Genomic DNA, 14,655 nt, shown 5'->3' on the forward strand with positions numbered 1-14,655 from the left:
ATTTTTTGAAGCAATTTAATAACTTCGTCCCTAATGATTTTTTTCATTCTTAAAGGCTGGTTTGATGCTTGGTCGCTTCAAAATTCAGCCTTTTTGTTTTACATAGCAATTATCTTCGGGTACAGTAGTATGAAAACTATAATCTAATATTCTTGCTTTCGAGCCATCTTCATACAACTGCCATTTTGTTTTTTTTGATTAAGAGAATTAATGCATTTTAACACATTTAAAACATACAAATTAGTATTATCCTCCAGCTTTATCGTCAATACTTCTCCTGCCATTTCAATCAATGAATATAAGTCACTGTTGAAAACGGTCTCATCAAATACTAAAGCACCGCTATGACCTATCTCGAAAAAGTTACCTTTTTTTCTTTTTGGATTATAAATATACCAATCAATATTAGGCCAAGATTCTACTTTTGGGTAGCAGTCAAAAGTTATTAGATTTAATAATTTACTTTCCTCAATTTGGGGCAATACCCATTGATAATCTAAATTTGTTTTTACTTGATAGATTTCCATTTTTTTCAATTTTACGCCGTTTGTTATCACCGACAACCTGATTTTCAATTTATATTATCACCAGAAACTGTCATCAATGCCACGGAAAGATTTTGATTTTCTGACAAATTGGAAGATGGTTGAGAGAGGGTTGTTGCGGAGCCGCCCGTGCGGTGATAACAGCAACAACGACTTTAAAAGAGGGTGGTGTTTTCACCACCCTCGGCAAGAAGCCAAATTTCGTAACAGTATCGTCATAACCTTCCACCCGTGGATTGGAGTCTTTTTCTTGGTTAAGAAGGTGTTTTGGGCGCTTATTTACTCCCCACGCTAAAGCATGGGGTTAGGGGAGAAGGACTGGCTATTGGATTCTGCGTCCCAGGCTTTATAAGATCAATAACAAGGCAGAGAGAAAGGAAGTAACTCATTTATTGGTTTTAAAATTGTCAATAAATGAGCTACTTCCATCATTTTTTCTTCAGTATACTTTAAAATATGAGCATCACCTGTTGTGGCTTTTTTCAAAAAAATCATAATTATTTCATTCGTTGGTTTTTCCCCTTAACCAGTGCCCAGTTTTTTAATGGGTTGACAAGATTCTTATTCCTTAAAATAAGGGAAGGGTATTTAGCGGTCAACACAATTGAATTGGTATAATTACATTTCCAAAATACCAATAGGGGAATCTTGCCCAGGCTATCGAGATAACCCATCTATGAAAAACGGTGGGCTGCCCATGCTAGGAACAGATGCCAGTTACCCGAATATTGTCTTGATTATTGAAAAAATATAATAAATAATCTCTTAAACACAATTGTTGCCCCATCATTGGCCAATAATAGCCCCACACTGTGAAACTTTCACCTCGAAAAGAAGCCTAAAACCCTCCCAAAGGGCATGGTATGGTTATTTTGATAAATAGAGCCAGAGAGACAATCTCTGAAAATGAACAAAGAGAAAGAGCGGCGAAATGGAAGAGCGGAATGTCTTACACATGGAAAAGAATCTTTCTCTTTGTTAAAATCAAAAACCATTTTTTTAACAAACCATCTTTTCGTTAAAATGGAAAACAACCAAAAAAGCGGAAATCAGAACCGAGATTCTGAGCAACGCAACAACCCTCAACAACAAGGTGACAAGTCGCAACAGGGACAAGGCCAAACCCAACGTCAGGACTCCGGCACTAAACAGCAGGAACAAAGACAACAAGGTGGGCAGACGCAACAGCGCGACCAAAGTCAACACCACCAGCAACGCAGCGGAGAAAGCGATGCTGATCGTGAGCTCCGTGAGGAGCAAAAACGACCTAATGATAGCCCAAGTCGCTAATGATGGTTCATAGAAAAGGGGGAGATTCTACGGAATTTCCCCCTTTTCTATTTTTATCGTACCCTAAAAATCCGATGCGAAGCATAGGTTTTGCCGAAGGCATCAGTCGTGCGAACAGTCAGTCGGTGCGTACCGGGCGGTAAATCTGTCGGTAATTTTCCCTGCCAAATATGCGTAGACACACTGGGCTTATCCATGCTCCAGCCAAAGATTTTATCCAATTTGGTGTCGTTGACGGTTGCTTCCAAATAGGCACTTTGTTGAAACATAAGCATATTTCCGGGGTCGCGCTGAGGAGTGAGCGCCAAAGGAGTCCAATTCGTTTGATCCGCCAATTGAAATTCTACCTTGGAGCGAGCTGAGCCGGCAAAAACATTGACCCGCAACTGCGTGGTGTCTAGTTCTGCCTTGGTAAGTTCATCGGGCCAATAAATATTCATTTGATAGTTGTCTGGCCGACGAGCCGCTTTGAAGCGAATGGAATATTTATTGCCGTCAAACGTCAAAATAGAATAGCCGTTGGGCGTCCCGTCGTTCATTGTTGCGTGCGGAATACCCGTTTCATCTTTCAGGCCGCACCACCAACTTCCCGAAATCGTGGCATTGACAAAATGATGATGCGGGGTCGCGTTGGTCCAGCCGTATTTTTCATCTACCCAAAAATTAATCATGGTGTGCGTATGCCCCGACGTCGAAAACGTGTGCGGGCGTTTTTCGATGAGCTGGAAGATTTCCTTTCGGTTATCGCAAATCACAATCGGAATGTGCATCAGCAAAACGACCAATTTGTCGTTGGGAACGTGGGCAAGGTAATTTTTAACAAACGTAATCTGCGCTTCCGTAAAATGGCCTTTGTACTTCCCGTCGGGGCCGAAATGCACGTTTTTGAGACCGATAAATGCCACTTGGCCTTCTTCAAAAGCGTAGGTACTTGGGCCATAAAAACGCTCGAACGTTTCATCACTGAACTGGTCATTGGAAGCTCCACGGTTAAAATCATGATTCCCGAAAATGTTGTACCAAGGCACACCGATTTGCCCGATGCTGCCGTTGATTTCCGCAAAAAGGTTAGGGTCATCGGCCACAATATCGCCCAATGAAATGCCAAAGCGCGCCTTTGTTCCGATGCATTCTTCGACCACGTCGCGCGTTACGTAATTGACCTCCGTCACGCCCCTCGTTTGCGTGTCGCTGTACAACAGCACCGAAAATTGCGTTTCTGACTTCTGCTTCCACAATGGAAAATCAATGGAAACAGGCAGCGCTCCCGTCGACGCTACTCCCTCCGACTTGGTAGAGGGCGAGCCGTTGGGTTTATGCAAATAATAATGTTTCGGCAAGTTGTCGCTCGTCAGTGGAACGGCATACTCGGCGGGTTTAACCACAAAAAAGCCCGTATCATCGCCCAAAGGCAGTGTCCATTTACCGTTTTTATCGGTCTTTACCACTTCCTTCCCGTTGGAAACGCACACGTTGGCAATGCCCGGCTCGCCCCTATCTTTTCGACTGTTTTTGTTGAGGTCGTGGTAGACCGTGCCATTGGCGGTGGTTTGGGCGAAGGATTGCCAACCTACGAGTAGAAAAATGCTGCACACTACCTGCTTCATACTAATTTAAAATGGGTTTAAAAGCATATTTGTCATTTTGTAAAAATCTAACTTTCTGCTTTTAGTGGTTCTTTATTATTTCCTGTATAAAAACAAACTGAACGCTAACAACAACCTATTCTCTGCGCACCATAGGTTCTTTTGCTGGCGAACTGCCAAGATGACAAAGCTTGTACGTTATTTCTTCATCAACCAAATCTCTGTCACTTGCGAACCCCGTTCTCCTTCGCCGCAATTCCAAATAAACGTTACTTTGCCGTCGGCGGTGGCTTTTTGGGGAACGTCAAATTCAAAAATCGGCTGCTCGCCCGTTTGAAGAAAATCGTGGATAACGGAACCGTCGTCGGTGGTGAGTTTCATGCGTGAGCGAAAACGCCCCGTGTACGAAATCTTCATTCGGTACGACGACTGCGGGTCTAATTCATCATAAGCGATTTTTAGCGGTTGGTCATAAAGCGTTTTGGCTTGCTTCATCCAAACACGCGGCGTGACCTGTCCTTTAAAACCCGTGGCTTTGATTTCGTCCACCCATTCTTCACCCACCAAACCTACCCCAAATCCAATGCGGGGAGATTTCAAACTGCCGGGGTCTTTTTCCCAAGACACCTCCGACACCACGCGGTGCCAGCTTTCGGGAGAACCAAAATGATCGTAAAAACCACCGAGTCCAGGATCAGTACGGCGAAGCAACTGGTCAATTTTCTGCAATCGTTCGGTCTCATTACCCAACTTTTCAATCTTTGATAATTGGTCTAAAAGGTAGGGTGCATCATTGAGCGGGATGTCGATATTATCCACAAAATTGCCGCGCCCCGACATAGCCCCGTGCTTGGAAATCGTCAACTGTGCCCCGATACTTCTATACAACGAATCCGCCAATGCAAAGCACTTGCGGCGGTAATCGGGCAGGATAGGCCATTGCCAAGCTTTTTCCAACGCCGTTTTTGCCCGCTGAATCGTGGCCAATGAACTGCCAGATCGCACTCGTCCCAAAATATCTTTGGCTTCCTGCTCCACTTCGGTCTCGTACATCAAGCGGCGGCGCGTGTAGGCATCGTAATACGCCCGAATCAGCCCCATCTGGAAGCGAGGATTTTGCAACAGTTCGGGTGAGGCGTTGTTTTCCATCGTCTGCCATTGCATCAACGTTCGAGACACCGACTCGTTGGTCATCAGGGATCCTTTTAAATTGTTTTCCAACGCCACCAACCCCTGTGCAATAGGTTCTTGATATTCAGGCCCAAAAAACAGGCGGGCGTAGTCACGCAGTGTTTCAATGACGGGCATGTCTGGATTCCAGTCCTGATCGCTCCACACAAATTTGTTGACGTCGTCGTTGGTGCCTTCTGAGTAGCTAATGCTCCCCACGCCATATTCATCCAAGGCATTATGAATCATTTTTTCATCGTGCGGACGCGGATTGATGCTCTCCCGCCCGAGCGTCATGGCGTAGGCCAAATCCCAGTGCGGAACGGGGTATTGCGCGCTGTAATTATGGGTAATATCGGGATAATGACGAATCGGAATCGCAGGATTTATCACTTTACGAATCTCGGCCACGGGCATTTTAACCCAAGGGCCAAACACCACGCCCCCAAACCACGGATAGTTACGATTGACGTGCGAATAAAACGCATCAAACCATTTTTTGGTGGGTCGAAATACCTGCGGCGATACCCATATTTTGGCTTTAGGGTGATATTTTTTCAACACAACGGCCATTTTACCCAGCCAGGCAAACATCACGTCGGGCTCTAAGTCGCCGGGGTCACCGCCTGGCACAAACACATTGTCGAGTTGAGAAACCGTAGAAAAAATCTCGTGCCGCTCTTTCAATTCTTTTTGGATAGAATCGGGGTGCGTGTAGTTGGAGCCCATGTTGGGATACCACATCCAGACGTCCAAGCCGTATTCTTTACAAATCCGGGCTTGCTCCGCAATCATCTTGATGGCGGGCAGTTTCATGTGCCGACTCGTTGCGTCGTCGTCGGTGCGGGGTGGCAGAATTTCGATGCTGTTGGCCCCAAAAAGTGCTAATTCTCGAATGTATTGGTCAAACTGCTCCACCGTAAAGGCATCGTAAGCGTTGGTTTTGGGGCGGTAGCCCAACTGATGCCCGCGAACGGTGTACTTAGGACTCGTAGCCAACGCCAGCGTAGTCGGAACGGTAACCAACGTATGACTCATTTCCATTTTCCGCAAGAGCCGGCCCACGCCGTACAAAATTCCGCGGGCGTCTTTGCCCACAATAAAAATTGCTTTGGTGTCGGGCATCACCAACAACTTAAACCCTTCGGCGGCGATGGCGGGCAGTTTGCGAATCTCGTCACGTACTTTGGTCGGAAACGCTGACAAATCACTTTCCAACGCAATGCCCACGTAGGGTTTCCCATCCGACGGGAGTTTATTCAAAAGGGGCCAATCCAAGCGGCTGCGTTTTTTTACTTCTTGTTGTAATATCTCAATACTTCGCCGCAACACCTGTTTATCAGAAATGGAAGTATAGATTCGTGCCTCAGAAATATCAATGGTTTGGGCAAAACCTGGAATTCCGAACAATAACAAAAAAGCAAATAGTATTTTATTCATAATCAGATAGATAGAAAAATAAATAATCAACCCCTACGGTTTAAATTTCAGCATTCGGGCCCTGATTTCGGGTACTTCATATTCGCTGTTTTGCACGGGGAAACCCACTTTTTCGGGAGCGGGGCCCACCCATTCCGATTTTTTCCCAGCAATAGAAATTGTTCCTTTTGTAGAGATTTCAATCACAGTATAAAGCGGGTCTTTGTAAGGAGCAGTGTATTTTATCCATTTAAAATCTTTATCAATCTGCTCGCTGTACCGCACGTGTCCATATTCTTCTCCCAGCCATTTGTACGACATCGAATTGATACAGACATACCAAATGCCATTGATATTGTCGGCGCGGTCGTAGTGAATGTGTCCGTAGAAATTGGCAATAATTTTATTCTTTTTGGCCTTCGCATTGTGCGCTTCTAGCATGGCCCGAATATCAGCCGAATTGTCAACACCGTCTTTTCCTAATCCTTGGTGCGAGAAAATAACGATGGGCGTTTTGGCTTTCGCTAATTCTTCTTTCAACCACGCCAATTGCTTCTCTCCGATGTATTGCTGATAGCCTTTTACGTCGGGCGTTTTTTTGTCGTTTCCGTCCAGTACGATAAAATTAAAACCGTTTTGTTGGAATGAATAATACGAAGAGGACATACCACGGTAGGCCAATGCCTGCGGTAGAGAAAACCCTCCGTCCATTTCGTGGTTGCCGATGACCTGATATTTTGGACCAGCGTACGACTTCCAAATTTCAAATCCGTAGGCATACTTGGGCGCGGGCGTACCGAAATCACCGAGTTCGATGATAAAATCGGGCTTGGCGGTCTTCATGCTGTCCATAAAAGCCGTGAGGCGCTCTTTGGCATCGTGCATGGTCGGTACGTGAACGTCCGTAAACAGTCCAAACTTTACCTTTTTTATTTTTTGAGCCAAAGAAATGGTGGAAAACAAGAGGCTGAAAATGAAGCAGGCAGTAGAAAGCTTTCTCATGATTTTACAATTTATCCGTGTCAATTCGCGCTTGAAAATTCGCGTCATCCGTGTTCCATTATAAAGTCAGAACGCGGATAACGCCGATGCTGGCAACGCGAATTTGTGCGGATTTTAACATTTTACAATTTGATAAATATCTTTTTTCGATAAAGAAAATACGCGGGGATAAAATTGACCGAAACAAAAAACAGCGCGTACAACAAACTGGCCAAATTGGGCGCAACGCCCGTATTGATTAAACCATTGACTACGTGTTCATTGAGCGAATGCTCGCCGAATTTTGCCCCGTAAAAAACGAGTGCTAACACATCTCCCAATACATACACCGCAATGGCGTTTGCGCCAAAGATAATTCCGGGTTGGGTACCTTTGGTTTTTCCTAAAATATCGACCATAAAATATAAAGCCCCCAGAAGCAAGGCCGCAAAACCCGACGTCACGAGGACAAACGAACTCGTCCAAAGGTTTTCATTGACTGGAAAACCCAAGCCCAAAAAATACCCCAACGCCGCCGAAAACACGCCCGCCGTCATGAGGTAATTAACTTTTTCGTTGGGCGTAAAATTGCTTTGCAACAACCGCCCCGCCAGCATTCCAGTTATGCCCGACACGATAGACGGAAACGTACTCAGGATACTTTCGGGGTCCCACGTGCCCTGCCACATTTTGCCAGGCAGAAATTTACTATCAAACCACGCCACCAGATTTATGCCGGGTTCTAGCATCACTTGCCCCACGCTGGGCGTAGGAATCAGCGTCAACGCCAGCCAATAGACGACCAGTATGAGGCCCCCAATCCAGGCCTGTTGTTGCCAATTCGTATTCAAAAACAAAACTGCGCACCCCAAAAATACGAACGCAATGCGGTGCAACGTACCCGTCCAACGAATATCGCTGAAATCAAAGTTGGGCATCAGATTCAAAAACATTCCCACCGCAAATATCTTCAGCGAGCGAATAACGATTTTTTTGTAAAGCTCTCCCTTCGGACTGCCGTCCTGCTTGCGTTTGGAATACGCAAAAACAATCGAAACCCCCACCACAAAGAGAAAAAAAGGCGCTACCAAATCGGTAAAAGAAAGGCCGTTCCATTTGGTATGACGCAGGGTAAAAAAGACATGCTCCTCGCTGCCTGGAAAATTGACCATAAGCATGGCCGCAATGGTAAACCCTCTCAGCGCGTCTAGCGAAATGAGTCGGTTGGTTTGTGGTAGCATCAAAAGGAAGGGATTAAGTCAATGTTAAAAATTACTTCAAACCTGAATGGTATTTTTAATACGTGCCACAGTATTATTAGGGCTATTTAACCCCGCAAATTATGCGTAATATTTTACATAGTGCGTTCCTCTTTACAACAATTCTTGCGATTATCAGCTGTAAATCAACCCAAAGCGGTGAGTTTGACCAAGCTGGCAAGGTGGCTATTTCGTGGGAATTGGTCAGTAATTTTGTGGGGCCGAAAGACACCTTTGAAGCCAAATTTTACCTAAAAAACAACGGAACGCTCACGTTAAATGACCGTGATTGGGCTTTATTTTTCAACATGGCTCCGCGCCCGCTGACGGGGCATCCGACTCCCCAGCCCGCCACCCTCGAACACATCAACGGCGATTGGTACAAAATGACGCCCAACAAAGGCTTTCGTCTAGCCCCCGGCGACTCGCTGACGGTGAGCTATCGTGGAACGGAAGGTATCGTGAAAGAAACCGACGCGCCTTTGGGCTTGTATTTTGTATTCTATGATAAAGCAGGAAAAGAGACACAAATCGTACAACTTGACCCCTGCACCGTGGTGCCCTTCACCAAACAAGAGCAATTGCTACGCGGAAGCAACGATGAAGACCCGATTTTGACCCATGAGCAGCAATACAAAGAGAATTTGGGCGTCAGTCCAGTAAGCGCCGACCAATTGTTGAAGGTGATTCCTACGCCCGTGAAAGTAACGCCCGGCAAAGGAACCTTTACTTTGACCGCCTCCACGCCCATTCATTACCAAAACGGACTGGAAAGCGAAGCCAAATTGCTCGCCCAACGTCTTAAAGAATTGACTGGTAGCGATTTTGCGATAAAAAATGCTGCCCCAGCTGCCAACACGATTTCACTACAAACGGGCAAAATCGCTGTCAACAGCATCAGCAAAGAAGCCTACCAATTAAACATTAGCGACAAAGGTATTTCCATCGTCGGCAACGACGCGGCGGGGGTTTTTTATGGTACACAGAGTTTGGCGGCGCTGATTCCGACCCAAGCGTTTGTTCAAAAAACGACTTCGATCGGTTTGGATTACGTTCAAATCGAAGATGCTCCACGTTTTCATTTTCGCAGTATGCAGCTCGACGTGAGCCGCAATTTCCAAACCAAAGAAACCCTTTTGCGACTGTTGGATGTACTGGCGTTTTATAAACTCAACCACTTTTTATTGTACACTACCGAAGATGAAGGCTGGCGATTGGAGATTGAAGGTTTGCCAGAATTAACACAGGTAGGTGCGCAACGTCAACACATTTCTTCGTACAAAAATGCCGCCCTGCACCCCGGCTATGGTTCTGGGCCAGTGGCATACGAAAAAGGCAAACACGGTAGCGGTTTTTATACCAAAGCAGATTTTATTGAAATCCTAAAATACGCCGCTGCACGGCACATCAAAATTATCCCTGAAGTAAATCTGCCCGGACACGCCCATGCCGCTATCAAAGCCATGGAGGCGCGCTACGAGCGGTTGATGAAGGAGGGCAAAGAAAAAGAAGCCAACGAATATCGCCTCATTGACCCCGATGATAAATCGGTGTACCTGTCGGCGCAGGGCTATAAAGACAACGTGGTGGATGTAACGCGGGAGTCTACGTATCATTTTTACGAAAAAGTCACCGATGAAATCATCAAAATGTACAAGGAAGCGGGGCTAACGCTCGACCTTTTTCACATCGGTGGTGATGAAGTTGCCGCAGGCGCTTGGACCCAATCCCCTTTGGCACAGGAACTTCTCAAAAAAGACCCAAGTATTGGCAATGAATACAACCTACACCCGTATTTCATTCGTCGATTGTTGCCAAGACTCCAAAAACGTAACCTTCAGATACACGGGTGGGAGGAAGTTTCGATGATTAAAGACAAAGAAGGTAGGTTGAAAGTCAACCCTGAGTTTGCGGGTAAAAATGTCATTCCTTACGTTTGGAACAACGTGTATGACCCCGACATGGGGTACAGAATTGCCAATGCGGGCTACCCTGTGGTGCTCTGCAACGTGACCAATTTCTATTTTGATTTGGCTTATAACAACGACCCCAAAGAGCCGGGCCTCTATTGGGCGGGGTTTGTAGACACGCGCGACAATTACACCTTTGCGCCCTACGATATGTTCAAAACCAACTACACCACCGCCATGGGCAAACCCATGGTGTTTGATAAAGTGGAACGCCTCAAACCCGAAGCCCGCAAAAACATCATTGGCGTAGAATGTCAGCTCTGGAGCGAAACCGTCAAAGGCCGCGACATGATGGAGTATTATACCTTACCCAAACTGATGGGATTTGCCGAAAGTGCCTGGAGTGCCGAGCGCCCGTGGGAGAATATCGCCGATAAAACGACGCGTGAAAAAGTCATTCAAACGGGCTGGAATGTGTTTGTAAATACGTTGGCCCAAAAAGAGTTGCCGCGATTAAGTTATCTCAACGGCGGGTACAATTACCGCGTACCGTTACCGGGAGCTTTCATTGAAAACGGCACCCTGAAGGCCAACGTAGCCTTTCCGGGATTAACGATTCGGTACACTACCGACGGCAGCGAGCCCACCCAAAAATCAGCAGAATATAAAAGTCCCATAAAAGTAAGCGGTACCCTGAAGCTGAAAAGTTTTGATGCCTCTGGCAAAGGAAGCCGGACCGTGATTGTGAATTGATTAAGTGAATAAACACGAAATAATCATCAGTAAACGGAATTTACTGTCCAAAATTCCGAGGGTCGGTATTGCTTCAACAGTCCACAACTATACAGTAAATAAATAGGTAACTAGCGGTAGGATATACCCTGCCGCAGGAATGAAAAAAAGAAAACGATTAAAAAAGAGTGAACATGAAAATAGGTGTAGATTTAGGAGGAACAAAAATAAAGGCGGGCGTCGAAACAAACGGTTCGATTATTCGGCAGAACACCATATTCCTTCAACAAAAGGACTCGTTATCGGCTACTTTAACCCAATTAATTAATCTTATCAAACCCCTGACCGACTATCCCGCCACCAGCATTGGCATTGGGGTGCCGTCGGTGGTGGATGTCGAACGCGGCATCGTGTATAACGTTGCGAATATTCCCTCGTGGGAAAAAGTGGCCTTGCGGGATATTTTGGAAGAAGAGTTCAACCTGCCAGTATTTGTCAACAACGACGTCAATTGTTTCACCCTTGGAGAGCACCGTTTCGGAGTTGCTAAAAATTATAGTTCGGTCGTGGGAATGACCATCGGCACTGGGTTGGGTTCAGGGTTAATTATTGATAATCAGCTATATGTAGGGCACAATTGCGGGGCGGGAGAAATAGGACTGCTTCCTTATCGCGACCATAACCTTGAATACTACGCTTGTAGCAATTTCTTCGATTCTATCCACGGCACTACAGCCCTAGAAGCAAGCCAAGCGGCACTTAATGGTAACAAAAAGGCCATCAACATGTGGTCGGAATTTGGGGTACATATTGGGTGTGCCATCAAGGCCGCCATGTATGTATTTGACCCCGAAGCCATTGTATTGGGTGGGTCGATTTCCAAAGCCTATCCTTTATTTAAGGCGGGAATGTTGGAAACGCTCAACGATTTTGCCTATCCGCAGTCGCTCAAGCGCCTCAAATTGCTTCAATCTCAAGATGATGATATTTCAATGTTGGGAGCCGCTGCGTTGGTTGCTCAAGATTTGAAGGTGAAAGTTTAATATATCCACATTAACCACCAAAAACCCGAAGAGCTACACAAAGTTTCCCAAAGAAATCTACATTTCCTTTTATTATTTTGTGTTCTTAGTGGCAAAATTAAAGCTCGCAAACCCAATTCCATGAAAAGCAACACCTTTATTGTTATTCTGATTTTTCTGATATTCTTCGTTATTTCCTTTCTTAGCAACATTCTGGGGCCCATCATCCCCGACATCGTTTCTGGTTTTGATCTGAGTATTGGACTTGCGGGTTTTTTACCATTTGCTTTTTTTGTGGCGTACGGAGTGGCTTCCATTCCTTCGGGGATTTTGGTTGAAAAATACCGGGAGAAAAAGGTGCTCTTGTGGGCTTTTATGATGGCGTTTGGGGGTGCATTACTGTTTGCCTTGATGCCTACATTTACGGTGGCATTGGTTTCACTGTTCATCATTGGTATTGGCATGGCAATGTTGCAAGTGGTGATTAATCCTTTGCTGCGGGTGGCGGGTGGTGAGGCCAATTTTGCCTTTAATTCGGTAATGGCGCAGCTTTTTTTCGGGGGTGCTTCGTTTTTGAGTCCGATGTTGTACAGTTATTTGGTCTTAAACGTACACGCTGGTACAACCTCCAATGCTGTCATCAACACGCTCAATCAAATTGTGCCCATCGACCTGAAATGGGTATCGCTGTACTGGGTGTTTGCGGTGGTGGCTTTTCTGATGGTGGTCGTGGTTCGATTCGTTAGATTCCCCGAAGTGGAACTTAAGGAAGATGAAAAAATTGATACCGAAAATGCCTTCAAAGACCTGCTCAAAAACCGTTATGTATTCCTATTTTTTATCGGTATTTTCTGTTATGTAGGCACCGAGCAGGGTATTGCCAACTGGACTTCCAAGTTTCTCCAAACCTACCACAACATCGACCCCGCTACCGAAGGCGCGTCGGTCATTTCTTATTTTTGGGGATTACTCACCATTGGTTGCATTTTAGGGTTGGTGTTACTCAAAATCTTCGATAGCCGTCGTGTATTGATTTTATTCACCGTGGGCGCCATTGTTTCGGTGTTGGTGGGTCTGTTTGGGCCCGTTCAAGCGGCGTTGTATGCGTTTCCGCTAAGTGGATTTTGTGCATCGGTCATGTGGTCCATCATTGTGTCGTTGGCGCTCAACTCCGTGCCGTATCACCACGGTACATTTTCGGGAATTCTTTGCTCAGGCATTGCGGGTGGCGCGGTGGTGCCGCTCATTATCGGCGGATTGGCCGAATTGGTCGGTTTACGCTTGGCAATGTTGTTTTTGATGATTACCTTAGGGTACATTTTGAGCATCGGTCTCTGGGCCAAACCCCTCGTGACCAATGCCACTGTCAAAAGTTGGAAAGAGCTTTTTTCGTAAGGCTATGAGCGTTTGTGCAGGAGGTTTCTCAAAACCGACGATTAACAAATGATAAAATGCTCCTTCCAGAAATGGGTGTGTACCTAAAATTAACCCTACTCCGTCACACATGTACAAAATCATTCTTCTCATCGACTTTGCCGAAGAATACAGCAAGGGACTGTTGAAAGGAATCTCTAAGTATTCCAAAGAGCACGGCCCCTGGATTTTCTGTCGAATGCCGTTGTTTCAGCGTGAAACAATTGGAATTGACGGGATTTTGGAGTGGGCGCTCGAATGGGAAGCCGACGGCATCATCGGGCAGTTGTACAACGACCCAAAAATCAGTAAAATCGTGGAAGCGGGCATTCCCGTCATTGCCCAAGATTTTAAAGAGCGCTTCAAAGAGATTCCCAACATCACTGGCGACCACTACGAAGCGGGTAAAATGGGGGCCGAGTATTTTCTCCGAAAAGGATTCAAAAACTTCGCTTTTTACGGTTTCAAAGACATCGTTTGGTCGCGCGAGCGCGCCGATGGCTTCGAAGATCGGGTCAAAAAAGCAGGACATCAAGTGCATTATTTTGAGCACATTATGGCGCGGTCGAGTGAGTTGTGGTACTACAAACCCAGCCCGCTGAGTCAGTGGCTCAAATCGCTTCCCAAGCCCATTGCGCTTATGACTTGCGACGATAATCAGGGCCAACACATCACCGAAGCTTGTCGCCAGTCCAACATCCGTATTCCCGAACACGTAGCGGTACTGGGCGTTGACAACGACGAAATGATTTGTGAATTTTCGGACCCACCGCTATCGAGTATTGGTCAAGATACCGAAAAAGGCGGCTACGACGCGGCCAAGTTGTTACACCACATGATTGAGCATGGCACGGCCGACTATTACGACATCATCGTTAAGCCCACGCAAATCATCACGCGGCAGTCGACCGATATTTACGCCACCAACGACCGCTACATTGCTTCTTCGTTGAAGTTTATTCACCAAAATATCGACAAAAACCTGCAAGTGGAAGACATCGTCAAGCAGGTTCCACTGTCGAGAAGAGCCTTGGAACAGCGTTTTCAGGACATTACAGGCTATCCCATCTACAAATACATTTTTAATCTGCGTATCGAAAAGTTTACCCAAAAACTCATCGAAACCGACATGACGGTTTTTGAAATCGCACTGGACATGGGGCTGGCCGATAGCAAAAACATTGCGCGTCAATTCCGCCAAATCAAAGGCTGTACGCCCATTGAGTACCGGAATCAGCATTTGGCGGGGAAGTGAGTGCGTCAGGTTTCGTTAAAATTGGGGCATTAGGAATTTAAGAAATGAATAATTTATTTTCACAAAACAGGCA

The 14,655-nt window shown here is 45.9% G+C and carries 10 protein-coding genes; 5 read left to right on the forward strand and 5 right to left on the reverse strand.

Annotation, left to right across the window (positions count from 1 at the left end):
• Nucleotides 1–143 precede the first annotated feature (143 nt).
• The gene (locus DVG78_RS22235; protein ID WP_147277144.1) at nt 144–527 is read right to left on the reverse strand and encodes a hypothetical protein; all 384 of its coding nucleotides are present in this window, start codon (nt 525–527) and stop codon (nt 144–146) included.
• Nucleotides 528–1,568: 1,041 nt separating this feature from the next.
• On the opposite strand from DVG78_RS22235, the gene DVG78_RS22245 reads away from it, so the two are divergent.
• Nucleotides 1,569–1,835 carry a hypothetical protein gene (locus DVG78_RS22245; RefSeq protein ID WP_147277145.1) on the forward strand — a complete coding sequence of 89 codons (267 nt, stop codon included), beginning with the start codon at nt 1,569–1,571 and terminating at the stop codon, nt 1,833–1,835.
• Nucleotides 1,836–1,888: 53 nt separating this feature from the next.
• Here the strand turns inward: DVG78_RS22245 and DVG78_RS22250 are convergent, their stop codons facing one another.
• The 4 genes from DVG78_RS22250 to DVG78_RS22265 form a co-directional block, all read right to left on the reverse strand.
• On the reverse strand, nt 1,889–3,442 hold the full coding sequence (locus tag DVG78_RS22250; protein ID WP_114463241.1) for a calcineurin-like phosphoesterase C-terminal domain-containing protein: 1,554 nt from the start codon (nt 3,440–3,442) through the stop codon (nt 1,889–1,891).
• 177 nt (nt 3,443–3,619) lie between these two features.
• Entirely contained in the window at nt 3,620–6,031 is a 2,412-nt protein-coding gene (locus DVG78_RS22255; protein ID WP_114463242.1) for a hypothetical protein, read from the reverse strand.
• A gap of 33 nt (nt 6,032–6,064) precedes the next feature.
• Nucleotides 6,065–7,012, reverse strand: a complete 948-nt coding sequence (locus DVG78_RS22260) for a metallophosphoesterase family protein (RefSeq protein ID WP_114463321.1) — start codon at nt 7,010–7,012, stop codon at nt 6,065–6,067.
• A 122-nt stretch (nt 7,013–7,134) separates the two neighbouring features.
• Nucleotides 7,135–8,232 carry an acyltransferase family protein gene (locus DVG78_RS22265; RefSeq protein ID WP_114463243.1) on the reverse strand — a complete coding sequence of 366 codons (1,098 nt, stop codon included), beginning with the start codon at nt 8,230–8,232 and terminating at the stop codon, nt 7,135–7,137.
• 101 nt (nt 8,233–8,333) lie between these two features.
• Here DVG78_RS22265 and DVG78_RS22270 point away from each other — a divergent pair, with 101 nt between their 5' ends.
• From DVG78_RS22270 to DVG78_RS22285, 4 genes are all read left to right on the forward strand, one after another.
• Complete coding sequence (locus DVG78_RS22270; RefSeq protein WP_114463244.1) at nt 8,334–10,913, forward strand: family 20 glycosylhydrolase; 2,580 nt, start codon at nt 8,334–8,336, stop codon at nt 10,911–10,913.
• 173 nt (nt 10,914–11,086) lie between these two features.
• Nucleotides 11,087–11,935 carry an ROK family protein gene (locus tag DVG78_RS22275; RefSeq protein ID WP_114463245.1) on the forward strand — a complete coding sequence of 283 codons (849 nt, stop codon included), beginning with the start codon at nt 11,087–11,089 and terminating at the stop codon, nt 11,933–11,935.
• Nucleotides 11,936–12,055: 120 nt separating this feature from the next.
• Entirely contained in the window at nt 12,056–13,309 is a 1,254-nt protein-coding gene (locus DVG78_RS22280) for an MFS transporter (RefSeq protein WP_114463246.1), read from the forward strand.
• A gap of 109 nt (nt 13,310–13,418) precedes the next feature.
• Nucleotides 13,419–14,582: a DNA-binding transcriptional regulator gene (locus DVG78_RS22285; protein ID WP_114463247.1), complete on the forward strand. Its 1,164-nt coding sequence runs from the start codon at nt 13,419–13,421 to the stop codon at nt 14,580–14,582.
• The last annotated feature ends 73 nt before the right edge of the window (nt 14,583–14,655 follow it).

Source organism: Runella aurantiaca, from assembly GCF_003339505.1.
In the GTDB taxonomy this organism is placed as follows: domain Bacteria; phylum Bacteroidota; class Bacteroidia; order Cytophagales; family Spirosomataceae; genus Runella; species Runella aurantiaca.

Excerpts from the sequence above, each read along its gene's own strand:
- DVG78_RS22235 (WP_147277144.1), bottom strand. The coding sequence starts at position 527 with ATGGAAATCTATCAAGTAAAAACAAATTTAGATTATCAATGGGTATTG.
- DVG78_RS22245 (WP_147277145.1), top strand. The coding sequence starts at position 1,569 with ATGGAAAACAACCAAAAAAGCGGAAATCAGAACCGAGATTCTGAGCAA.
- DVG78_RS22250 (WP_114463241.1), bottom strand. The coding sequence starts at position 3,442 with ATGAAGCAGGTAGTGTGCAGCATTTTTCTACTCGTAGGTTGGCAATCC.
- DVG78_RS22255 (WP_114463242.1), bottom strand. The coding sequence starts at position 6,031 with ATGAATAAAATACTATTTGCTTTTTTGTTATTGTTCGGAATTCCAGGT.
- DVG78_RS22260 (WP_114463321.1), bottom strand. The coding sequence starts at position 7,012 with ATGAGAAAGCTTTCTACTGCCTGCTTCATTTTCAGCCTCTTGTTTTCC.
- DVG78_RS22265 (WP_114463243.1), bottom strand. The coding sequence starts at position 8,232 with ATGCTACCACAAACCAACCGACTCATTTCGCTAGACGCGCTGAGAGGG.
- DVG78_RS22270 (WP_114463244.1), top strand. The coding sequence starts at position 8,334 with ATGCGTAATATTTTACATAGTGCGTTCCTCTTTACAACAATTCTTGCG.
- DVG78_RS22275 (WP_114463245.1), top strand. The coding sequence starts at position 11,087 with ATGAAAATAGGTGTAGATTTAGGAGGAACAAAAATAAAGGCGGGCGTC.
- DVG78_RS22280 (WP_114463246.1), top strand. The coding sequence starts at position 12,056 with ATGAAAAGCAACACCTTTATTGTTATTCTGATTTTTCTGATATTCTTC.
- DVG78_RS22285 (WP_114463247.1), top strand. The coding sequence starts at position 13,419 with ATGTACAAAATCATTCTTCTCATCGACTTTGCCGAAGAATACAGCAAG.